Raw genomic sequence first — 22,362 nt, 5'->3', positions numbered from 1 at the left:
ACTGCGGCACTCCGAAGCACCCGCGGCACGCCTTGCACGACGCGCCACGAGGACGGGCAGGGTGCCCGGCGGCAGCGCAGCGCTACTCGGCCTTGCGGTCCGCGACGAGCTGGTCGCGCACCTTGCGCCGCAGCACCTTGCCGATGAGCGACGTCGGCAACTCGTCGAGCTGCACGACCCGCTTGGGCACCTTGTACGCCGTGAGGCGGGTCCGGCAGTAGTCGCGCAGCGAACCCGCGTCGAACACCGTTCCGGCGCGCATGACCACCGCGGCCGTGACATCCTCGCCACCGGAGTCGCGCGGCAGGCCGACCACGGCGGCCGACTCGACGTCCGGGTGCGACAGGAGCGTCTCCTCCACCTCGGACGGGCTCACGTTGAACCCACCGGTGATGATGAGCTCCTTCACCCGGTCGATGACCGTCACGAAGCCGTCCGCCGACACCGTCACGATGTCGCCGGTCCGCAACCAGCCACCCTCGAGCAACGCCTCGCGCGACTCGTCCGGACGACCCCAGTACCCCTGGAAGACCTGCGGGCCACGGAGCAGCAGCTCGCCCGACTCCCCCGCCGCACGATCGACCGACGGGTTCTCGGGATCGACGACGCGGATCTCGGTGCTCGGGAACGGCACACCCACGGTGCCCGGCCGACGCGACGGACCGATCGGGTTGCCGAGCGCCACCGGCGACGACTCCGTCATCCCGTAGCCCTCGACGAGCAGACCGCCGGTCGCCTCCTCCCACCGCGTGACCGTCGACACCGGCAGGCTCATCGCACCGGAGATCGCGAAGCGGACACTCGTCAGGTCGACGCCCTTGCGGCTCGACGCACGCGACAACGCGTCGTAGATGGGCGGTACCGCCGGCAGGAACGTCGGCGGCGACTTCTTCGCCGCCGTGAGCACCAGCTCCAGGTCGAACTTCGGGAACAGCACGAGCCGCGCCCCGATGCTCATCGCGAACGTCAGGCACAGCGTCATGCCATAGGCGTGGAACAGCGGCAGCACCCCGTAGAAGACCTCGCCACCCTCGCTCAGCCCTGGCACCCAGGCGCGACCCTGCGCCGCGTTCGCCCGCAGATTGCGGTGTGTGAGGATGGCCCCCTTCGGCGCCCCGGTCGTCCCGCTCGTGTACTGCAGGAGCGCGGTGTCGTCGAGCGTCGGACGCACGACCCGCTTCGACAGCTTCCGTCCGCCGATCAGCCGCTCCCACGGAAGCACGTGCTTCGCCGACGGGGTCGCGGTCATCGCCGCACGCGACTCGCGGGCACGCTTCACCGGCAGCCGGAGCGCCAACCGCTTCGACAACGGCAGGGCCTGAGTGATGTCGACCGAGACGATCCGCCCGCGCATCACGTCGGCCGGGAGGTCGGCCACGAGGTCGTAGACCTTGTCCCACACGATCGCGACGTGCGCACCGTGGTCCTCGAACTGATGCCGCAGCTCCCGAGCCGTGTAGAGCGGGTTGTGCTCGATGACCGTCGCGCCGAGCCGGAGCGCCGCGTAGAACGCGACGACGTGCTGCGGACAGTTCGGCAGCACGAGCGCCACGCGGTCGCCCGGCTTCACACCGAGCTTGCGGAGCCCTTCGGCCACTCGCGCGACCTGTTCGCCGAGCTCGCTGTAGCTGGTCTCCGCGCCGAAGAACTCGAGGGCGATGCGATCACCGAAACGCTTGACCGAGGTGTCGAGCAGGTCGACGAGCGTCTCGGTGACCTCGTCGATGTCGGCTGGCACGCCACTGGCGTAGGACGACAACCACGGCCGTTCGGCCAGACGCTGACGCTGTGCCTCTCCGGCCTCGGTCGGCTCCGACGACTGCTCGCCCTCGCGCTGCTCGGCTGTGTTTCCTCGATGGTCCACGATGATCCTCCAGATGACACCGCGCGCACCGCACGCATGCCTCCACCCTAGGCGGGCGCGTATGCCCGACCGGGGATGCGACCGGACTGCTTGACAAGCTCCAAACCGACACCGGTGAATCGCCCGAGGAACGGTGGAACAACGCCAGGAGCCGGCCACCCGAAGGCGACCGGCTCCTGAGGATCGAACGACTCAGACGGCGTCGGGCGACGCCGGGGTATTCGGCTGACGCTTCGCGGCCGCAGCGGCGTTGTCGGACATCGCCTGCTGGAGGTTCTCCCCCAGCGCGCCACCGGCGACCCCACCCAAGAGGGCGGACAGGTCGAGCCCGGTGATGTCCTTGACGACCTTCGGCACCTCGCTGACGACCTGGCCGACCGTCTTCGTGACGGCTGACGCACCCTCGGTCGAGATGACCGTGAGGTTCGAGATGTTGCCGAGCGGCTCGGACACGGCTCGCGTGATCTCAGGCAGACGAGCGATGATCTCGGATGCGAGTCCGGCCTCACCGTACTTCTTCAACGCCTCCGCCTTCGCGTCGATCGCCTCAGCCTCGGCCAGACCCTCCGCGGCAACCGCCGACGCCTTCGCGTCACCCTGGGCGCGGATACCCTCGGCCAGCGCGATCTGCTTGTCGCGCTCAGCGGTACCGGCGAGGCGCACGGACTCCGCAGCGGCCTGGGCGTCCTGCACGGCCGCGACCTTGTTCGCCTCGGCGATGGTCTTGCGCTTGAACGCGTCGGCCTCCGTCGCGGCATTGGCTGCGTCTCGGGCCGCCTGCGCGCGCTGGACCGTCGCGTAGGCGTCGGCCTCGGCCGGCTTGCGCACCTCGATGTCGAGGCGTTCCTGCTCCACCTTCGCCTTCTCGGCGAGCGCCTCACGCTCCTGCTCCGCGACCAGACGGTCCTGCTGCGCCGTGGCCAGCTGACCGGAGGCCTCGGCCTCGGCGTTCGCGCGGTCGGTCTCCGCCTTGATCGTCGCCTGCTTGAGGCTCAGCGCCTTCTGACGCTCCGCGACCTGCTCCGCCGCTTCGATCCGCGCGAACTCGGACGCACGAGCGGTCTCGGCTTCCTTGATCTCGGCGTTCTGCCGAGCGAGCGCGTTCTCCGCTCGACCGAGGTCGGCGAGGTAGTTGGTGCCCGGCGTCGAGATGTCGGAGATGTTCAGCAGGTCGACCTGGAGGCCCTGCTCGGCGAGATCCGTCTTGGTCGCCTCGACCACCGCTTCGGACAGGGCGTTGCGGTTGGAGATGATCTCCTTGATCGGCATGTTGCCGATGATGGAACGCAGCGACCCCTCGAGGGACTGCTGGATGATCTGCGTCAGCGACCCCTGCTGGGAGAGGAAGCGCTGCGCGGCACGGCGCACACCCTCCGGCGTGCCGGAGACCTTGAAGTTCACGCTCGCCTGGATGGCGACCTTGATGAAGTTGGTGTCGACACCCTCCACGACGATGCCGATCTGACGCTGCTCGAGCGAGATCGGGAAGCCCTGCTGCAGGATCGGCCAGATGAACACCCGCCCACCGATGACGACGCGCTGACCGCCATCGGGCTCACCCGTCTTGGCGCCGGCCCCCCGACCGACGATGACGAGCGCCTGGTTCGGCGGCACGCGCTTGATGCGTCCGGCGACGAACGCGACGATCGCGAGCGCCACCACGACGAGTGCGATCACGGCGATCACCGTGATGTTGGTGGTGATGAAGTCCATAGGGCAGGTGCCTTCCCCTCGAGGGCGTGCTGGTGGATGGATGGAATCAGGGCTGCGTGTCGGCAGCGGCTCCGCTCGACACGGGTTCGACCTTCACGCGGGAACCCTGGAGCTCGACCACGCGGATCCGGCTGCCCGTTTCGATCCGCGTGTCGGAGAACGCGAGGCGCGTCTCGATCTCGTGCGGGCCGTCGAGGCTGACCTCGCCGAAGGACGCCGAGATGGTCGACCGGGCGACCCCGTAGAGACCGAGCGGTGAACTCGGCGTGCCGTCCTCCGAACGCTTGAAACTCCGGATCATCAGCTGGACGCCGACGAGCACGAGGACACCGATGACGGCCGAGATGACGTAGGCGGACCAGACGGGCAACCCGTTCGCCAGCACGATCGCGCCGACGGCGCCGAAGACGGTGAACGCGCTCCCCAACGCGGTGGCCGAGACCGCCCCGTCCAGGAAGTCGAAGATCTCACCGAAGACCAGGGAGATGAGGACGATCACGAGACCGACGGCGCCGACGATGATGAACAGGGTCATGCCACCAACCCTACTGAACGCCCAGGCGACGTGCAGGAAAGCGGTCTCCCGTTACGACGGCGACGGGTTGCGGGCCCCTGTGGAGCGACTGCAGCGGCCCTCAGCCCACTGCGTCGAGCAGCTCCGTCAGCCAGCCGGCACCGCGCGTCGTCGCGCCCAGACGCTCGACGCGTTCGCGCAACCCGCGGTCCGAGGTGACCACCACGACCGCCCCGTCGAGTTCACGGACGACGTCCACGATCGCGTCGTCGCCACTCCCCGCAGCGTCGACGATCGAGACGCCGGCCCGCAGTTCGTGCCCGGGCTCTCGTACGCTGTCATCGGTGTGGACGCCGCGGGCCTGTCCTTCCACGACGGCGACGTAGGCCGGCCACCAGCGGTCGAAGTCGAGGTCGAGCGCCTGGGCGTCGAGACCCTCGTGCGCGAGGCGGCCGAGGCGCGCGACGAACCGCTGTGCGGCACCCGCACGGTCCTTCCACCACCCGTCGGGTCGCGAGCCGACGACGTTCGCGACGTCGACGACGACCGTGACGCGGCGCTCGAGCTGCGACCGCAGGCCGGGCCACGAATCGGCGAAGCCAGGGTGCAGAGGCAATGTCTCGACCTCGGCGAGCGGCACCCAGGCGAGAGCGATACTCTCCGGGTCGGACACCACGGGTTCGAACGGCTCGACCGCCTCGACGATCACCGTCGTGTACGACCAGAACCCGAGATCGAGCACGGAGTCGAACCGCAGCTCGATCGACTCGGCGGGGACACCCGCCTCCTCGTGCGACTCGCGGACCGCACCGTCGACAGCGCTTTCGAACTGGTGACGCGCGCCTCCCGGGATGCCCCAGGTGCCGCCGAAGTGGCTCCAACCGGCCCGGTGCTGCAACAGCACGCCGCGCGCCCGATCGTGCACGAGGAGTCCTGCTGCACCGAACCTCCCCCAGAACTTGCGGCCGTCCCCGGATTCGACCCAGGCATCCCCGGCGTCCCGGAGGGGGCCGCCGGGAGGATGCGCATCAGTCATTGGACCAGCCTGGCACGAAACGCTGGGCGGCACCCCCTTGCCCACCGTCATCTCCACACCACGTGCAGAATATGTTATATATTGAACTCCAGTATTGCATCGGCAGCGCTCGCGCCCGCCGCACCGAACCCACGCGAAGGACCCTCATGGATGCACGTCAACGCCGGACGCGGGCACGGCTCGCGCGCACGATCCTGCAACTCGCCGCCGAACGCCCCACCTCCGAGATCTCCGTCTCGGAGATCGCCGCACGCGCCGGCATCAACCGATCGACCTTCTACCAGCACGCGGCGGCGCCGTGCGAACTGCTCGAATCGGTCCTCGCCGAGGAGCTCACGGAACTGAGCATGACCCACCTGGCGACCGTCTCCGCGGACGACGCCCCGGCGGCGATCACCAGCGCCACAGTCGCCGCGCTCCGCCACATCGACGAGCGCGCCGACATCTACCGCGTCGGTCTCGGCGACGACCTCATCGGTGCGAGTCTGCAGCCGATGCTCAACCGCGTCTTCACCTCGACGGTGCTCGAGATCTTCGAGCGCGGGGCGATCACCATCCCCCACGCCGAATGTCTGAGCGAGGAGCAGCGCGAGCTGTTCACGCGATCGGCAGCGCACTTCGTCGCCGCGGGCTCCGTCGCGGCGTTCCGCGTCTGGCTCGACACCCCTGCACCACGCGACATCGCGTCGTTCCTCGAGGTCATCGGCGAGCTGCTCCCGAGCTGGTGGCCGTTCCAGGCCCAACACGAGCCCGCCTTGGCGCCAGCGGACGAGCCCGCCCTCGCTCGCCCCTGATCACGCCTCGACCAGGACGACGAAGGCCCGGGACCACTTCATGGAGTGGTCCCGGGCCTTCGTCGCCACCGTCAGGCAGACGGACGCCGCGGTTCAGCGCTGGCGCTTCTCGCGGACGCGCATGTTGACGTTGATCGGCGTGCCCTCGAAGCCCCAGATCTCGCGCAGGCGACGGACCACGTAGCGACGGTAACCGGGATCGAGGAAGCCGGTCGTGAAGAGCACGAAGGTCGGCGGACGGCTCGCGGCCTGCGTGCCGAACAGGATGCGGGGCTGCTTGCCACCGCGCAACGGGTGCGGGTGCGCCGCCGTGAGCTCGGCGAGGAAGGCGTTGAACTTGCCGGTGGGGATACGCATGTCCCACGACTCGAGGGCGACCTCGAGGGCTGGGACGAGACGCTCCAAGTGGCGGCCCGTGCGCGCGGAGATGTTGACGCGCGGCGCCCAGGACACGTGCGAGAGGTCCTGTTCGATCTCGCGCTCCAGGTACTTCCGGCGTTCGTCGTCGAGCTGGTCCCACTTGTTGAAGGCGAGCACGAGGGCGCGACCGCTCTCGAGGACGAGGTCGATGATGCGCACGTCCTGCTCGCTGATCACCTCGGTGACGTCGATGAGGACGACGGCCACCTCGGCCTTCTCGAGCGCCGTGCTCGTGCGGAGCGACGCGTAGAAGTCGGCACCCTGCGACAGGTGCACGCGACGACGGATGCCTGCGGTGTCGACGAAGCGCCAGATCTTGCCGCCGAGCTCGATCTGCTCGTCGACCGGGTCGCGGGTGGTCCCGGCGAGGTCGTTGACGACGACGCGCTCCTCGCCTGCGGTCTTGTTGAGCAGGCTGGACTTGCCGACGTTCGGGCGTCCGAGGATCGCGACACGGCGGGGGCCGCCGAACTCGTCCTTCGCGACGGCCGAGACCTGCGGGAGGACCTTGAGGATCTTGTCGAGGAGGTCGGCGACACCACGACCGTGGATCGCGGAGACCGGGTGGGGCTCGCCGAGGCCGAGGTTCCAGAGCGCTGCGGCCTCCGGCTCCTGACGGGCGTCGTCGACCTTGTTGGCGACGAGGAAGACGGGGCGTCCGGTCTTGCGGAGGAGCTTGACGACCTGCTCGTCGGTCGCCGTGGCACCGACCATGGCGTCGACCACGAAGATCACGACGTCGGAGAGGTCGATGGCGATCTCGGCCTGGGCCGCGACAGATGCGTCGATGCCCTTGGCGTCGGGCTCCCACCCACCGGTGTCGACGACCGTGAAGCGACGGTCGTTCCACTCGGCCTTGTAGTTCACGCGGTCGCGGGTGACACCGGGGGTGTCCTCCACGACGGCCTCACGACGGCCGAGGATGCGGTTCACCAGCGCGGACTTGCCCACGTTCGGTCGTCCGACGATCGCCACGACGGGCAGCGCCGGCAGGAAGCGGATCTCGTCCGGGTCCTCCGTCGCGCCGTCGAGGATGTCGAGGTCGTCGCCCTCGAGGTCGTAGTCGGCCAGGCCGGAGCGGAGGGACGCGGCCCGCTGGGTCGCGAGCTCCTCGTCCATGTCCTGGAGGCGGTCCGCGAGGTCGTCGGGGCCTCCGTCGAACTGCTCGTCATCGTGAGCCATGGGAGTTCCTTGCTGTGAGGGATTCGGTGACGCGGACGACCGCGTCGACCGTCTCGTCGAAGTCGATGTGCGTGGAGTCGACCGTGGTCACTCCGTCCGCCGCGTTCATGAAGTCGACGACCCTGGAGTCCGCCCGATCACGCCGCTGCAGTTGTTCCGCGACGTCGCCGGCAGGGTGGCTCTCGAATTCCGCTGAACGCCTGGCCATTCTAGCCGCTTCGGATGCCGTGAGCAGGATCCGAGCCTGAGCATCCGGTGCGACCACCGTGGTGATGTCGCGTCCCTCGACGACGATGCCCGGGCGGTCGACGTCGGCGATGAGCGATCGGAAGGTCTCGTTGATCCATGCACGCACCTCCGGGACACGGGCGACGGCGGACACGACGGCCGTCACGCGAGGGCCGCGGATCTCGTCCGTGACGTCGCGATCACCGAGCGTGAACGCGGTCACGTCCGGGTCGAGTGAGACGGTGAAGGCGCCACCGAACGCGTCGAGCGAGCCGATCACCGCCGCCGAGTCCTCCGGGTCGACGTCTGCATCGAGCGTGTGGAGCGCGAGCGCGCGGTACCAGGCGCCCGTGTCGAGGTAGCGGTAGCCGAGCCGACGGGCGACGGCCTTGCTCACGCTGGACTTGCCGCTGCCGGCCGGTCCGTCGATCGCGACCACGACGGGTGCGTCCGGCGTCGTCGACGCGTCGGTGCTGGTGGGGTGCTGTTCGGTCATGTCTCTTCCTATACTTCCGCGATGCGCCAGCCGCGCGACTCGAGGTCGTCGACGGTGCGCTGCTTCACCTCGGGGAGGACCTGGACCTCCGCGAGACCGATGTTCGCGCCGGGCGAGTGCTCCAGACGCAGGTCCTCGATGTTGACGCCGATCTCGCCGAGCTCGGTGAACAGGGCGCCCAGCTGGCCGGGGCGGTCGTCGAGCAGGACGACGATGCTCGCGAACCGGCGGTTCTGGCCGTGCTTGCCGGGGAGCCGTGCGACGCCGGTGTTGCCGGCGGCGATCGTGTCCGCGATCGTGCGGCGAGCGCCCGGCACCTCCGGGTCCCGGAGTGCCGAGATGACGGACGCGAGGTCGGTGGACAGCTGCTCGAGCACCGGGAGGACCTCGGCGTGGTTGGCGCTGAGGATCTGGACCCAGAGCTCCGGCGCGCTCGAGGCGATGCGGACGGTGTCGCGCAGCCCCTGTCCGGCGAGCTGGATGGCGCCCTCCTCGGCGTCCTGCAGCTGGGCGGCCAGGAGGCTCGCGACGAGCTGCGGCGTGTGCGAGACGAGCGCGACGAAGCGGTCGTGTTCGTCCGGCGTCATCTCCATCGGGATGGTGCCGAGGTCGAGCGCGAGGCCCTCCACCTGCGACAGCGCCCAGGCGGGTGTCTCGGCGTCGCGGCAGATCACCCACGGGCGACCGAGGAAGAGGTCGGCTCGCGCCGAGATCGCTCCCCCGCGCTCACGGCCGGCGAGCGGGTGCGAACCGATGTACCGGGTGAGGTCGACACCGCGCTCGAGCAGTGCGCGGTACGGTTCGAGCTTGACGCTCGCGACGTCGGTCACGACGGCGCTTGGAAACGCGGCGAGTTCGGCCTCGATGACGCGAGCGGTGACGTCCGGCGGGACGCAGATGACGACGACGGACGGGTCGTCGGAGGGTTCCGCCGCACGACCCGCGCCGTAGTCGATGGCGAGGCGCAACTGGCTGGGCGACGCGTCGTCGAGGATGATGTCGACGCCCTTGGCGCGCAGTGCGAGTCCGATGCTCGCGCCGAGGAGGCCGGCTCCGACGATGCGGACCGAGCCCTGCACGCGCGCGGGAGCTGCGCTCAGGTCGCTCATGCCGTCGGCTCCGGCGCCTCCGCTGCCGTGCCGTCGGCCGCGCGGGCTTCAGGACCGTGTGCGCGGGCGATGGTCAGGATGGCGCCGAGTTCGTCCTTGCTGAGCTCGCGCAACTGGCCGGATCCGAGCGTCCCGAGGTGCAGCGGACCGAACTGACGGCGCACGAGGTCGACGACCGGGTGGCCGACGGCGTCGAGCATGCGACGGACGATGCGGTTCCGCCCGGAGTGCAGCGTGAGCTCCACGAGACTGGAGCCGTCCTCGGTGCCGAGCAGGCGGGCCTTGTCGGCGGAGATCGGTCCGTCCTCGAGTTCGATGCCCGCGGTCAGCTTCGCGAGGACCTGCGGGGTCACCTTGCCCGTGACCTTCGCGATGTACGTCTTCTGCACACCGAAGGAGGGGTGGGCGAGCACGTGCGCGAGGTCGCCGTCATTGGTGAGGATGAGCAGACCGCTCGTCTCGGCGTCGAGGCGGCCCACGTTGAACAGTCGTTCCTCGTACTGCTCGGTGAAGCGGCGCAGGTCGGGGCGACCGCGGTCGTCCTTCAGCGAGCTGTAGATGCCCACCGGCTTGTTGAGCATGAGGTAGCGCTTCGAGGCGTCGAGCTGGATGGCGCTGCCGTCGACGGACACGAGGTCGTGCTCCGGGTCGATCCGCGAGCCGAGCTCGGTGACGACGACGCCGTTCACCTCCACGCGGCCGTCCTCGATGAGCTGCTCCGACACGCGCCTCGAGGCGACGCCGGCGTTCGCCAGCACCTTCTGCAAGCGGATGCCCTCTGATTCAGTGCTGGTCACTGTCGAATCCTTCCCGGCCATCGTCGAGCAACGGCGAGATCCGCGGCAGCTCCTCGATGGCGTTGATACCAAGTTGGGTGAGCAGGAGATCGGTGGTGCCGTAGTTGATGGCACCCGTCTCACTGTCGGTGAACATCTCCGTGATGAGTCCACGCCCGAGGAGGGTGCGGACGACGGAGTCGACGTTGACGGCGCGGATCGAGGCGATCGCGCCGCGGCTGATCGGCTGCTTGTAGGCGATCACGGCCAGGGTCTCGAGCGCCGCCTGCGAGAGCTTCGTCGGGTTCTGCGTCACGACGTAGTCGGTGACGAGCGCGTCGTAGTCGGCTCGGACGTAGATCCGCCAGCCGCCGCCGACCTCGCGGAGTTCGAATCCGCGTCGGACGCCACCGCGTTCGCCGTCGTAGTCGGCGACGAGGTCGGCGATGGCCCGTCGGACGGCTCCGACCGGCACGTGCACGGCAGCGGCGAGGTTCACGAGGCTCTGCGGTTCGTCGGCGACCATGAGGATCGCCTCGAGCGCCCGTGGGACGTCCGGTGCGGGCACCGGCGCGGGCTCGGGCGGCAGGCTCTCGGCGGCGTCCGTCGGCCGCTCGATCGACTCGGGTGACGCGTCAGGCATCGTAATCGGCTCCCAGGTTGGCGAGGCTGTCGTCGTTCCAGGTCTCGGCGGTCCAGCGGAGGGTGAGCTCGCCGAGCGGTTCGATCTGCTCGAAGGACAGCGCGGCGTGCCGGTACAGTTCGAGCACGGCGATGAAGCGCGCGATGACCACGCCCTTCAGCTCCGCACCGGCCACGAGCTCGCGGAAGGTGTGGGACCCGCCGCGGCGCAGGATGGCGACGACGTGCGCCGCCTGCTCCCGGATGCTCACGAGCGGTGCGTGCAGGTGGTCGAGACCGACGGTCGGCACCTCGCGTGGCGTGAACGCGAGCGTCGCGAGTGCGCCGAAGTCCTGCGCGGTCAGCGTCCAGACGAGTTCCGGGGTCTGCTGGCGGTACTGCTCCTCCAGCCGGACCGCCCGGAAGTGGCGCGCCGCCTCCAGGTCGAGGCGCTCCGCGAACCACGCGGACGCCTGCTTGAACGCGCGGTACTGCAACAGGCGGGCGAACAGCAGGTCCCGCGCCTCCAGCAGGGCGACGTCCTCCGCGTCGACGAGTTCGCCCTGCGGCAGCAGCCCCGCGATCTTGAGGTCGAGCAGGGTGGCCGCCACGACGAGGAACTCGCTCGCCTGGTCGAGTTCGTCATCGGCCTCGAGCGTCCGCAGGTAGGCGATGAACTCATCGGTCACGCGGCTGAGCGAGACCTCCGTGATGTCGAGTTCGTGCTTGCCGATGAGGGTCAGCAGGAGGTCGAAGGGTCCTTCGAAGCCCTCGAACGACACCCGGAACGACGGTGCCGGTGCGGGGTCGACGGTCGTCGCCTCATCGGAGCGCGAGCCGGTGTCGCCGGCCGGAGGGAGGACGGCAACGGGCGTCCGCGCGGGATCAGGCGATCGCGCCACGGGAGATGAGCTCTCTCGCGAGCTGACGGTAGGCCTTCGCGGCGGCGTGCTCCGGTGCGAACTCGGTGATCGGGGTTCCGGCGACGCTCGCGTCGGGGAACTTCACGGTCCGTCCGATGACCGTCTCGAGGACCTTCTCGCCGAACGCGTCGACGACGCGCTCGAGGACCTCGCGCGAGTGCAGCGTCCGGGAGTCGTACATGGTGGCGAGGATCCCGTCGAGCTCGATCGCCGGGTTGAGGCGGTCGCGCACCTTGTCGATGGTCTCGATGAGCAGCGCGACACCGCGAAGCGCGAAGAATTCGCACTCGAGCGGGATGAGCACCCCGTGGCTGGCGGTGAGGGCGTTGACCGTGAGGAGGCCGAGCGAGGGCTGGCAGTCGATCAGGATGACGTCGTAGTCGTCGGACACCTTGCGGAGCACCCGGGCCAGGATCGTCTCTCGCGCGACCTCGTTGACGAGGTGGACCTCGGCGGCCGAGAGGTCGATGTTGGCCGGAAGCACGTCGAGACCCTCGATGGCGGTGTGCTGGATGACCTCGGCCGGGTCCTTCACGGTGCCGAGCAGCAGGTCGTACACGGTGTTGGAGTCGTGGGTGGAGATGCCGAGACCGGCGGACAGCGCACCCTGCGGATCGAAGTCGACGACGAGCACCCGGCGGCCGTATTCGGCCAGCGCGGCGGACAGACTGATGGTGGTCGTCGTCTTGCCGACCCCGCCCTTCTGGTTGCAGAGCGAGATGATGCGTGCCGGTCCGTGCTGCGCCAGCGTGGGCGGCACCGCGAACTCACGACGCGGGCGGCCGGTCGGGCCGTTCGGGTTCAGTTCGGCGGCGGTCTTGCGCGCAGAATCCTGCACTGCGCTCGTGTGCTTCGTACCGGCCACCGGTGTTGCCTCGCTCCCGCTTGCTGTCGTTCGAGTGACGAGTCTACCGGGCCACGGGTCAGGCCTGCGGTGCCGCTCCGCCCGCGGTCCATCTCGCCCGGGGATGGGACTGCGTGTACACATCACGGAGGTTGTCGACCGTCACCAGCGTGTACAGCTGCGTCGTCGCCACCGAGGAGTGACCGAGGAGTTCCTGCACGACCCGGACGTCGGCTCCGCCCTGCAGCAGGTGCGTCGCGAAGGAGTGTCGGAGGGTGTGCGGCGACACGTGCGACTCGAGTCCGGCGCGCTCGGCGGCACGCTGGAGGACGAGCCATGCGCTCTGCCGGGACAGTCGCGCACCGCGCTGCCCCAGGAACAGCGCCGGCGTGGAACGACCGAGGCCGGAGAAGACCGGCCGGACGCGCACGAGGTAGCGGTCGACGGCGTCGCGGGCGAAGCTGCCGAGCGGCACGATCCGCTGCTTGCCGCCCTTGCCGAGGAGTCGGACGATGTCGGTGTCGATGACGTCGTCGACGTTCAGGCCGACGGCTTCCGAGACCCGGGCTCCGGTCGCGTAGAGCAGTTCGAGGAGCGCCTTGTCGCGGACGGCCAACAGGTCGTCGCCGTCGGTCGTCTCGAGCAGCGCGCGGACCTGGTCGATCGTGATCGCCTTCGGGAGCCGCCCCGGGAGCTTCGGCGGCCGCACCTCACGTGCGACGTCGACCTCGACGAGCTGTTCGTCGAGCAGGAACCGGTGGAGACCTCGGATCGACGACAGCACCCTGGCGAGCGAGGACGCACGCACCGGCTGCCCCTCGGGTGTCCGGAGCGATGCCGTGTACTCCGACACGTGCGCAGCGGTGACGGCCGGAGCCTCGACGACGCCGTGCGCCCCGAGCCAGGCGAGGTAGCCCTCGAGATCACGCCGATAGGCGGCTTGCGTATTGGCCGACAGGCCGCGCTCGATCGCGATGTGCCGCAGGTAGTCGGCGACCGCGCGATCGAGCGCCACGCCTCAGGCTCCGCCCGGCCCGATCGTGGAGTCGCCGCTGTCGCGCAGCGTCGACCACCCGCGATCCCGAGCCGCGGCGGCTGTGAGGACGCCGAGCATCAGGATCGAGTTGTGGAGCCGGCCGTCGAGTACCGCGGCCACGGCGTCGTCGAGCGGCACCCACTCCACGAGGATGTCCGCCTCCTCCTCAGCACGGGCGAAGGCCTCGGCGGTCGCGGTGAGGTCACGCGCGAGATAGATGCGGATCGACTCGTTGCTGCCACCGGGCGTCGTGTAGAACTCCGTCAGCAGCTGAAGCGAACCGGCGACCAGATCGGCCTCCTCCTCCAGCTCGCGACCCGCGGCCACGGCCGGGTCCTCCCCCGCGATGTCGAGCAGGCCGGCAGGCAGCTCCCAGTCGCGCTCCCCGATCGGGTGACGGTACTGCTGGATGAGCAGGACGCGCTCGTCGGCGTCGAGCGCCAACACCGCCACCGCCCCGGTGTGGTCGACGAACTCGCGCACGACCTCCCCGTCACCGTAGCGGAACGTCTCCCGACGGATGCCCCACACCTTGCCCGCGAACGCGCGCTCCGAGGACACCACCTCGACGGGGTGCGACTCGTCGCGCAACGACGCGGCGCCGCCGGTCGACTCAACCATTGGCGACGTCGAACAGCCGGCTCGCCTGCTGACGCTCGAGCGAAGCACCGACGAGGCCGGCGAACAGCGGGTGCGCGTGGTTCGGGCGCGACCGCAGCTCGGGGTGCGCCTGCGTGGCGACGTAGAACGGGTGCACCTCGCGCGGCAGCTCGACGTACTCGACGAGCGTGCCGTCGGGCGACAGGCCGGAGAACTGGAGGCCGGCGTCCGCGATCTGCTGGCGGTAGCCGTTGTTCACCTCGTAACGGTGACGGTGACGCTCGGACACCTCGTCCGCACCGTACAGCTCGGCGACGATCGAGCCCTCGTCGAGCTTCGCCGCATACAGACCGAGGCGCATCGTGCCGCCGAGGTCGCCGCCGGCGATGATCTCGACCTGCTCGGCCATCGTCGCGATGACGGGGAACTGCGTGTCGGGGTCGAACTCGGACGAGCTGGCGCCCTCGAGCCCGACGACGTTCCGGGCGTACTCGATGACCATGCACTGCAGGCCGAGGCAGAGGCCGAGCACCGGGATGCCGTTCTCGCGGGCGAACTTCAGGGCGCCGAGCTTGCCCTCGATGCCGCGGATGCCGAAGCCACCGGGGACGCAGATGCCGTCGACGTCGGCGAGCGCCTCGATCGCTCCCTCGACGGTCTCGCAGTCGTCGGACGGGATCCAACGGATGCTGACCTTCGTGTCGTGGGCGAAGCCGCCGGCCTTGAGCGCCTCGGTCACCGACAGGTAGGCGTCGGGCAGGTCGATGTACTTGCCGACGAGGCCGATGGTGACGGCGTGCTTCGGGTGGTGGACGGCCTCGAGGAGGTCGGCCCAGCCGCTCCAGTCGACCTCGTTGGTGACGAGACCCAGGCGGTCGGCGATGTAGGCATCGAGGCCCTGGTCGTTCAGCATGGTGGGGATGTCGTAGATGCTCGGGACGTCGACCGCGTTCACGACCGCGTCCTCGTCGACGTCGCACATGAGCGCGATCTTGCGCTTGTTGCTCTCGGTCACCGGGCGGTCGCTGCGGAGCACGAGTGCGTCGGGCTGGATGCCGATGGACCGGAGGGCCGCGACGGAGTGCTGCGTCGGCTTCGTCTTCTGCTCACCGGAGGCGCCCATGTACGGCACGAGCGAGACGTGGACGAAGAACACGTTGTTCCGGCCGAGCTCGTGGCGGATCTGCCGTGCCGACTCGATGAACGGCTGCGACTCGATGTCGCCGACCGTGCCACCGATCTCGGTGATGATCACGTCGGGCTGGGGGGTCTCGGACGCTTGGAGGCGCATGCGGCGCTTGATCTCGTCCGTGATGTGCGGGATCACCTGCACGGTGTCGCCGAGGTACTCGCCGCGACGCTCCTTGGCGATCACGGTCGAGTAGATCTGACCCGTCGTCACGTTCGCGGCCTGGCTCAGCTCGATGTCGAGGAACCGCTCGTAGTGGCCGATGTCGAGGTCGGTCTCGGCGCCGTCGTCGGTCACGAAGACCTCGCCGTGCTGGAACGGGTTCATCGTGCCCGGGTCGACGTTGAGGTAGGGGTCGAGCTTCTGCATGACCACCCGGAGCCCGCGCGCCGTCAGCAGGTTGCCGAGGCTGGCTGCGGTGAGCCCCTTGCCCAACGAAGAAACGACACCACCAGTCACGAAGATGTGCTTGGTCGTGCCGTTGGAGCCCGAGACGATGCCGTCGATCGGAGAGTTCAGGTTGCCCGCTTCAGAAGTATTCACCACGGGCTTTTATCCTACCATCCAGTTCGGGTCCATGTGTCGCTTCCTTCGCGGTCGCGTCGTCAGGAGGCTGCGAGGGCGAGCAGTTCGCGGGCGTGGGCGAGGCCGCTGTCGGACTCCGCGAGCCCGGAGAGCAGCCGCGCCATCTCCGCCTCCCGCTCGGCGCCGACGAGCTGGCGCACGCTCGACGCCGTCACCGAACCGTCTCCGCCCTTGACCACGCTCAGGTGGTTGTTCGCGAAGGCCGCGACCTGCGCGAGGTGGGTGACGACGATCACCTGCGAGCGTTCGGCGAGGGCCGCGAGGCGACGCCCGATCTCGATCGCCGCGGCTCCGCCGACGCCGGCGTCGACCTCGTCGAACACGAAGGTCGGTACGGGGTCCGCGCCGGCGATGACGACCTCGAGGGCGAGCATCACCCGGGACAGCTCTCCGCCCGAGGCGCCCTTGCCGAGCGGTCGGGGCTCGGCACCGGCGTGCGGCCGGAGGAGGAAGGCGATCACGTCCTTGCCATGCAGCGTGAGGTCGTCGCGATCGGACACCTCGACGACGAGCTCCGCCTCGGCCATGGCGAGCGAGCGCAGTTCCGCGCTCGCGGCTGCGCCGAGTCGAGCAGCGGCTTCGACCCGGACGGCGCTCAACGTCGCGGCAGCGGCATCGACCTCCCCGGAGAGCCGTTCGACGTCGCCCTCGAGCTGGGTGATGCGGTCGGAGTCGCCGTCGAGCTCCATCAGGCGGGTGCTGCCCGTCTCGAGCAGGTGCAGGACGTCGTCAGGCGTCGGCCCGTACTTCCTGGCGAGTGTCGCGAGCGTGGCACGGCGCTCCTGGACGACCTCGAGTTCGCGAGCGCCGTCCTCGTCGAGTCCGGCGAGGTAGCTCGAGAGCTCGGCGGCGATCTCCGCGGCCAGGTAGCTCGCGTTGGCGACACTCGCGGCGATCGCGCCGAGGGCGGGATCGTGCACCGAGGCACGGTCGAGCTGCCGCCGCGCGCCTTCGAGGAGTCCGACGACGTCGCTCTCCTCGCCCGCCTCGGCCGAGACGAGTTCTCGGGCGCCGGCAGCCGAGAGACGGAGCTCTTCGAGGTTCGTCAGTCGATCGGCGCGCTCGGCGAGCTCGGCGTCCTCGCCGGGCTGCGGGTCGGCCTGCTCGATCTCGGCGAGCGCGACGCGCAGTTGCTCGGCCTCGAGGAGCCGCGTGTCGCGCTCGTTCGTCAGGGTCTCGAGCTCCGTCCGCAGCTCGAGGAGCTCCGTGTAGCGCCGCTGGTAGTCGCCGAGGGCCCGCTGGAGCGGTTCACCGGCGAAGCGGTCCAGGGCGTCCCGCTGGGCCGGCGCGGCCCGCAGCCGGATCTGGTCGGACTGCCCGTGCACGACGACGAGCTGCTCGCCGAGTTCGGAGAGGATACCGATGGGCGCCGTCCGGCCACCGACGATCGCGCGGCCGCGGCCCTCGGCGGTCACGATCCGACCGAGCAGCAGCTCTGCCGCATCACCCGCGGGGTCGAGGTCTCCCCCGGCCTCGCGGACGCGCTCGGCGACCACGCCGTCGCCCGGCACCAACCAGCGTCCCTGGACACTCGTCTGCTTCTGGCCCGCTCGCACGACGCCGCTGTCCGACCGCTGACCGAGGAGCAGCCCGAGGGCGGTGACCACCATCGTCTTGCCCGCGCCGGTCTCACCCGTCACGGCGGTGAAACCGGGTCCGAGTGGGAGCGTCCCGGACGCGATGACGCCGAGGTCGCGGATCTCGATCTCCTCGATCATGCGGTGCCCTCCTGATCGCTGTGGTGCCGGGTGGCCGTGGAGGCCGGGACGTGAATGGTGCCGGTCATCGGCTCCTCGCGTCCGACGGGGCCGCGCCATCCGGTGACCGGCAGCCGGAACTTGTTGACGAGACGATCGGTGAAGGTGCTCTCGTGGAGGCGCGCGAGACGGACCGGCACCGAGGAGCGTCTGACGACCACCCGTGCGCCCGGCTGGAGGTCCTTGGCCCGGCGTCCGTCGCACCAGAGCACGCCGAGGCCGTCGGTGCGTTCCAGGACCTCGACGGCGAGGGACGACTCCGGGCCGACCACGAGCGGCTTCGCGAACAGGGCGTGCGCGCTGAGCGGGACGAGGGTGATGGCCTCCACCGACGGCCACACGACCGGGCCGCCCGCCGAGAAGTTGTAGGCGGTTGAGCCGGTCGGCGTCGAGATGACCACCCCGTCGCACCCGAAGGAGGAGAGCGGACGCTGATCGACCTCGATCACGACCTCGAGCATGCGTTCCCGGCTCGCCTTCTCGACCGTGGCCTCGTTGAGCGCCCAGGTCTCGTAGACGACCTCCGCGCCGACCTTGACCCGGACGGAGAGCGTCATGCGCTCCTCCACGAAGTAGTCGCGACGCACGACCCGTTCGACCGTCTCGGCGAGGTCGTCGCGCTCGCTCTCGGCGAGGAAGCCGATGTGGCCGAGGTTCACCCCGAGCAGCGGCGCCGCCGATCCTCGGGTGACCTCGGCCGCTCGCAGGATCGTGCCGTCGCCGCCGAGGACGATCGCCAGTTCGATGTCGCCGAGGGAGACCTCCTCGTCGAGGATGGAGACGACGTCGAGCTCCGGGTCGACGGCGATGAGGTCGGCCCGCTCCAGCGCGCTGAGGACCGGGCGGACGCCCGCCTCCAGGAGCAGCCTGGACACGAGCACGGCGGCATCGCGGGAGTCGTCGCGACCGGTGTGCGCGACGACCAGGATGTTCCTCGCCGCGACCGCAGGATCGGTGGAATGTGCCATCGGGTTACGCTCCAGCCATCGAGGTGATCTGCTGCATCCATTCTGTCGGATTGGTTCCGTGCTCGGCCGATATCCACACCACGTACTCGCGGTTGCCGTGGGTGCCGACGATCGGCGACGGGATGAGCCCGGCCGTCCCCAGCCCGAGGTCCCAGGCCGCCCACAGGACGCCTGCGACGGCGTCGGCACGGAGCGCGGGATCGGTGACGACGCCCTCACGGACGCCACCACGACCGACCTCGAACTGCGGTTTGACGAGCAGGACGAGTTCCGCCGGTGACGCGACGACCGACACGAGTGCCGGGAGCACCTGGGTGAGGGAGATGAACGAGAGGTCGCCGACCACGAGCGACGGACGCTCGTCGAGGCCGGTGAGGTCACTGAGCTGCTCCGGCGTCAGGAAGCGGACGTTGCACCCCTCCACGACCCGCACCCGCTCGTCGTCTCGGAGCTGCGGCACGAGCTGGTCGTGCCCGACGTCGAGGGCGACCACCCGACGCGCTCCGCGCTCGAGCAGGACCTGGGTGAACCCGCCGGTGGAGGCGCCGGCGTCGAGGACGAGTGCGTCGTCGACGACGACCGGGAAGGTGTCCAGGGCGGCGAGCAACTTGTGGGCGGCTCGACTGACGTAGTGGTCGGCGCCGGCGACGGCGACCCGCGCATCCGGGTGGACCCGGTGGGAGGCCTTCACGATCGTGCGGTCGTCGACGCTCACGAGCCCGTCGGCGATGAGCTGGGCCGCATGGGTTCTGGAGCGGGCGAGTCCTCGCGCGGCGAGGGCGGCGTCGAGGCGGGCGGGCTGCGCGGCGCCGTTCGGCGAATCGGCTGCAGCCGATGCTTCGGGTGTGTTCTCCATGCGTTACGCCGACGTCTTCGGCGAGTCGCTCCCCTCGAGCGTCGCCCGGAGTTCGTCGACGAGCTCACCGTACGCGGCGGCCCGCTCCTCGAGCGGCTGCTCGTCGATGAGGCGGACGCGGGACACGAGGCCGTCGGTCGGGTGCTCCGGTTCGTTCGTCACAGGGCAACCCTACCGGCCGCCACCGTCGCCGCCCGCGGGAACCGCTGTGGGCGAACACCGGTGGCGACCCGCGCCTCCCGAGGGGTGGGCATCACTCCGCGTACAGGTGCTCCGGGACGTTGAGCCCGTAGATGGCACGGCCGGACGCCCAGATCGCGGCGCACGCGGCACGCAGCAGGTCGATCCGGGAGGGGCCGTCGGACTCCACCACGACGTCGTTCCCACGGATCCGCACCGTGGCCGCACCGACCGTCGCCGCCTTGCCGTCGCGCGACATGGTGGTGGCCGGATAGGGCTCATGCAGCTGCCGCAGGTCCTCGAGGATGAAGGTCGGCCGGGAGTGCTGGTCGGCCGCGAGGACGTGCTTGGCCCGATCGATGCCGGTCAGGACGAGGGCCGACGCGATCCCGGCGCGGTTCGCGCCGAGGATGTCGGTGTCGAGTCGGTCGCCGATGAAGAGCGGCTTCGATGCGCCGAAACGCACCTTCGCCTCGTCGAAGATCGGAACCTCCGGCTTCCCGGCGACGGTCGCCAGACGGCCGACCGCCGTGTGGACGGCCGACACCAGCGTGCCGTTTCCCGGAGCGATCCCGCGAGCCTGCGGGATGGTCCAGTCCGTGTTCGTCGCGACCCACGGCAGCTCGGAACCGTCGGCGGTCGGCGTCTGCAGCGCGAACGCCGCTTCCGCCAGCTGCGACCAGCCGACCTCGGGAGCGAACCCCTGGATCACCGCAGCCGGCGAGTCCTCAGCCGAACGGGTGACGACGAAGCCACCCTTCTCGACCTCATCGACGAGCCCGGCGCCACCGACCACCAGGATCGTCGACCCGGCGGGCACGAGACCGGCCAGCAGTCTGACCGCGGCCTGTGGGCTCGTGACGACCTCTGCCGGCGCGACGCTGAGGCCGAGGTCGGTCAGGTGCTGCGCGACGGAGGCGTCCGTCCGGGAGGCGTTGTTCGTGATGTATCCGACGCGAACGTGTTCCGCCGCCAGGTTCAGCGACTCGACCGCGTGCGGGATCGGGTTCGGACCGGCGTAGACCACGCCGTCCAGATCGGCGAGGACCACGTCGACGCCGTCGAGCGGGGTCACGGGCTTAGGCCTTCTCGTCAGCAGCGGGCTCACCGGACGGCTCCTCCCCGGGCTGATCGTCGGATTCAGGGGCCACTGCCGCGGGCGACTCGGGTTCGTCGTCGAACTCGAGGAACTCCTCCACGACCACCATCGTCTCGCCCTCGTCGTCCGCAGCGGACTGCTCGAGCGCTTCGGAAGCGATCATCGCACGGTCGTGCCAGACGGCCGCTTCCTCCTCACGACCGAGGACCTCGAGAGTCTCGGCGTACGCGTTGAACAGCGCCGGGCTGTAGGAGAACGCGCGCTTCGGGTCGAGCTGCGGGATCTGCAGCTCGAGCAGCGCGTCCTCGGTCTGCCCGAGGTCGAGCCGGGCACCCGACATCGCGATCGCGAGGGCGACGCGGACCGGCACATCGAGGGTCGAGCGATCGACGGACCGTCCGAGTTCCAAGGCACGCTCCGGTCGGCCGACGCCGCGTTCACTGTCCACCATGAGTGGCAACTGGTCGTCCTTACCGGAGATACGGCGGTAGGTCCGCAGTTCGCGAAGCGCGAGGGCGTAGTCGCCGGTCTCGTACGCGGTGATGGCGAGGGTCTCGCGGACCATCGCGATCCGGCCGGCCCGACGGGCAGCGGACATCGCGTGGAGGTGGGCCAACGCAGGATCGCTGTCGATCAGTCGCGCCGCCATCGCCAGGTGCTGGGCGACGCCGTCGGCGTTCTCCTTGCTCAGGGTTTTCAGCTCGTTTCGCGCACCCTTGTCGAGGTCCTGCGGCGTGACGTCGTCAGGGATCTCCGGGTCGTCGTGACGCGGCCGGATCGACTTGAGCTCGAACGCGATGCGCTCTTCTTCCGTCAGCTCGCGCTCGCGTCGGAAGGCGTCTCGGTCGCCGCGGGCTGGAGCACCATCGCGCGTCCACAGCTCACGTCCACCGCTGTCGCGCCCGCGGTCGGGACGGCCACCGCGCTCAGAAGAGTGTCCACGGTCGGTCCGGTTCCCACGGTCCGGACGATCGCCGGACGACGGACGGTCGCCGCTCCGTGCAGGACGGTCGGACCGCTGCGGACGATCCCCCGACGCCGTGCGGTCCCGCTGCCAGGCAGGCCGATCTGACCGTTGCGGACGGTCGCCGGACGCTGGCCGATCCTTCTGCCAGGCCGGACGATCCGAACGCTGCGGACGGTCCCCTGATGACGGACGGTCACCGCTGCGCGCGGGACGATCCGAACGCTGCGGACGATCCCCCGCCGCCGGACGATCTTTCTGCCAAGCCGGACGGTCCGAACGCTGCGGACGGTCCCCTGATGACGGGCGGTCACCACTCCGTGCTGGACGGTCGGATCGCTGGGGACGATCGGTGCCACGAGCGCGATCATCGCGCCGTGCAGCACCACCGTTCCCACGGTTGTCACCGGAGGATCTCGGAGGACGTCGCTCACCCTTGTCGGGCTGGTCTGCTGACTGGTCACTCACGATGATCTCCACGGTGCTCGGACGCCGTCACCCGGCGTCAACCTACTGTTGAATTCTTGTCCCACGGTACCCGTGAAACGACGACTTAACGCAAAATGGCCACCCAAGAACCTTGGGTGGCCATTTCAACGAAGAAGTCC

The 22,362-nt window shown here is 69.8% G+C and carries 21 protein-coding genes; 1 reads left to right on the top strand and 20 read right to left on the bottom strand.

Features of this window, described 5'->3' with window-relative positions:
* Positions 1–82 precede the first annotated feature (82 nt).
* From RWN05_RS12425 to RWN05_RS12410, 4 genes are all read right to left on the bottom strand, one after another.
* Positions 83–1,777 (bottom strand): long-chain-fatty-acid--CoA ligase, encoded by a 1,695-nt coding sequence (locus tag RWN05_RS12425; RefSeq protein WP_399543022.1) that lies wholly within the window; start codon positions 1,775–1,777, stop codon positions 83–85.
* Positions 1,778–2,056: 279 nt separating this feature from the next.
* Positions 2,057–3,577, bottom strand: a complete 1,521-nt coding sequence (locus RWN05_RS12420) for a flotillin family protein (protein WP_079002641.1) — start codon at positions 3,575–3,577, stop codon at positions 2,057–2,059.
* A gap of 46 nt (positions 3,578–3,623) precedes the next feature.
* Positions 3,624–4,112, bottom strand: a complete 489-nt coding sequence (locus RWN05_RS12415) for an NfeD family protein (RefSeq protein ID WP_079002642.1) — start codon at positions 4,110–4,112, stop codon at positions 3,624–3,626.
* 100 nt (positions 4,113–4,212) lie between these two features.
* Complete coding sequence (locus RWN05_RS12410; RefSeq protein WP_079002643.1) at positions 4,213–5,127, bottom strand: NUDIX domain-containing protein; 915 nt, start codon at positions 5,125–5,127, stop codon at positions 4,213–4,215.
* A gap of 146 nt (positions 5,128–5,273) precedes the next feature.
* Here RWN05_RS12410 and RWN05_RS12405 point away from each other — a divergent pair, with 146 nt between their 5' ends.
* Positions 5,274–5,921 (top strand): TetR/AcrR family transcriptional regulator, encoded by a 648-nt coding sequence (locus RWN05_RS12405; RefSeq protein ID WP_167620468.1) that lies wholly within the window; start codon positions 5,274–5,276, stop codon positions 5,919–5,921.
* 93 nt (positions 5,922–6,014) lie between these two features.
* Here the strand turns inward: RWN05_RS12405 and der are convergent, their stop codons facing one another.
* From der to RWN05_RS12325, 16 genes are all read right to left on the bottom strand, one after another.
* The gene (der, locus tag RWN05_RS12400) at positions 6,015–7,523 is read right to left on the bottom strand and encodes a ribosome biogenesis GTPase Der (RefSeq protein ID WP_079002645.1); all 1,509 of its coding nucleotides are present in this window, start codon (positions 7,521–7,523) and stop codon (positions 6,015–6,017) included.
* Entirely contained in the window at positions 7,510–8,247 is a 738-nt protein-coding gene (gene cmk, locus RWN05_RS12395) for a (d)CMP kinase (protein ID WP_064295487.1), read from the bottom strand. The genes der and cmk overlap by 14 nt, the downstream gene beginning before the upstream one ends.
* Positions 8,248–8,255: 8 nt before the next feature.
* A complete protein-coding gene (locus RWN05_RS12390) occupies positions 8,256–9,356 on the bottom strand; it encodes a prephenate dehydrogenase (protein WP_079002646.1) in 1,101 nt (366 codons plus the stop codon).
* Positions 9,353–10,174, bottom strand: a complete 822-nt coding sequence (locus RWN05_RS12385) for a pseudouridine synthase (RefSeq protein ID WP_079002647.1) — start codon at positions 10,172–10,174, stop codon at positions 9,353–9,355. Before RWN05_RS12385 ends, RWN05_RS12390 begins: the two co-directional genes overlap by 4 nt.
* A complete protein-coding gene (gene scpB / locus RWN05_RS12380; RefSeq protein ID WP_079002648.1) occupies positions 10,140–10,775 on the bottom strand; it encodes an SMC-Scp complex subunit ScpB in 636 nt (211 codons plus the stop codon). Before scpB ends, RWN05_RS12385 begins: the two co-directional genes overlap by 35 nt.
* Positions 10,768–11,535, bottom strand: coding sequence for a ScpA family protein (locus RWN05_RS12375; RefSeq protein WP_064295504.1), 768 nt, complete (start codon positions 11,533–11,535; stop codon positions 10,768–10,770). Before RWN05_RS12375 ends, scpB begins: the two co-directional genes overlap by 8 nt.
* A gap of 103 nt (positions 11,536–11,638) precedes the next feature.
* Positions 11,639–12,514, bottom strand: a complete 876-nt coding sequence (locus RWN05_RS12370; protein ID WP_071260744.1) for a ParA family protein — start codon at positions 12,512–12,514, stop codon at positions 11,639–11,641.
* Positions 12,515–12,599: 85 nt separating this feature from the next.
* Positions 12,600–13,535, bottom strand: coding sequence for a site-specific tyrosine recombinase XerD (xerD, locus tag RWN05_RS12365; RefSeq protein WP_064295491.1), 936 nt, complete (start codon positions 13,533–13,535; stop codon positions 12,600–12,602).
* A 3-nt stretch (positions 13,536–13,538) separates the two neighbouring features.
* Positions 13,539–14,177 carry an NUDIX hydrolase gene (locus RWN05_RS12360; protein WP_314139730.1) on the bottom strand — a complete coding sequence of 213 codons (639 nt, stop codon included), beginning with the start codon at positions 14,175–14,177 and terminating at the stop codon, positions 13,539–13,541.
* Positions 14,170–15,864: a CTP synthase gene (locus tag RWN05_RS12355; RefSeq protein ID WP_314139803.1), complete on the bottom strand. Its 1,695-nt coding sequence runs from the start codon at positions 15,862–15,864 to the stop codon at positions 14,170–14,172. Before RWN05_RS12355 ends, RWN05_RS12360 begins: the two co-directional genes overlap by 8 nt.
* 86 nt (positions 15,865–15,950) lie before the next feature.
* Complete coding sequence (gene recN / locus RWN05_RS12350; RefSeq protein WP_079002651.1) at positions 15,951–17,648, bottom strand: DNA repair protein RecN; 1,698 nt, start codon at positions 17,646–17,648, stop codon at positions 15,951–15,953.
* Complete coding sequence (locus RWN05_RS12345) at positions 17,645–18,655, bottom strand: NAD kinase (RefSeq protein ID WP_079002652.1); 1,011 nt, start codon at positions 18,653–18,655, stop codon at positions 17,645–17,647. Before RWN05_RS12345 ends, recN begins: the two co-directional genes overlap by 4 nt.
* Before the next feature lie 4 nt (positions 18,656–18,659).
* Entirely contained in the window at positions 18,660–19,511 is an 852-nt protein-coding gene (locus RWN05_RS12340; RefSeq protein ID WP_314139728.1) for a TlyA family RNA methyltransferase, read from the bottom strand.
* A gap of 3 nt (positions 19,512–19,514) precedes the next feature.
* Positions 19,515–19,673, bottom strand: a complete 159-nt coding sequence (locus tag RWN05_RS12335) for a hypothetical protein (protein ID WP_167620469.1) — start codon at positions 19,671–19,673, stop codon at positions 19,515–19,517.
* Between the two features lie 91 nt (positions 19,674–19,764).
* On the bottom strand, positions 19,765–20,766 hold the full coding sequence (locus RWN05_RS12330; RefSeq protein ID WP_240555473.1) for an HAD-IIA family hydrolase: 1,002 nt from the start codon (positions 20,764–20,766) through the stop codon (positions 19,765–19,767).
* Positions 20,767–20,770: 4 nt separating this feature from the next.
* Positions 20,771–21,439 carry a hypothetical protein gene (locus RWN05_RS12325; protein WP_314139727.1) on the bottom strand — a complete coding sequence of 223 codons (669 nt, stop codon included), beginning with the start codon at positions 21,437–21,439 and terminating at the stop codon, positions 20,771–20,773.
* Positions 21,440–22,362 lie beyond the last annotated feature (923 nt).

This window comes from uncultured Plantibacter sp., from assembly GCF_963518075.1.
In the GTDB taxonomy this organism is placed as follows: Bacteria; Actinomycetota; Actinomycetes; order Actinomycetales; family Microbacteriaceae; genus Plantibacter; species Plantibacter flavus_A.
Note: the sequence above shows the minus strand (reverse complement) of the source record. Positions and strands in the feature narration are given on the sequence as shown.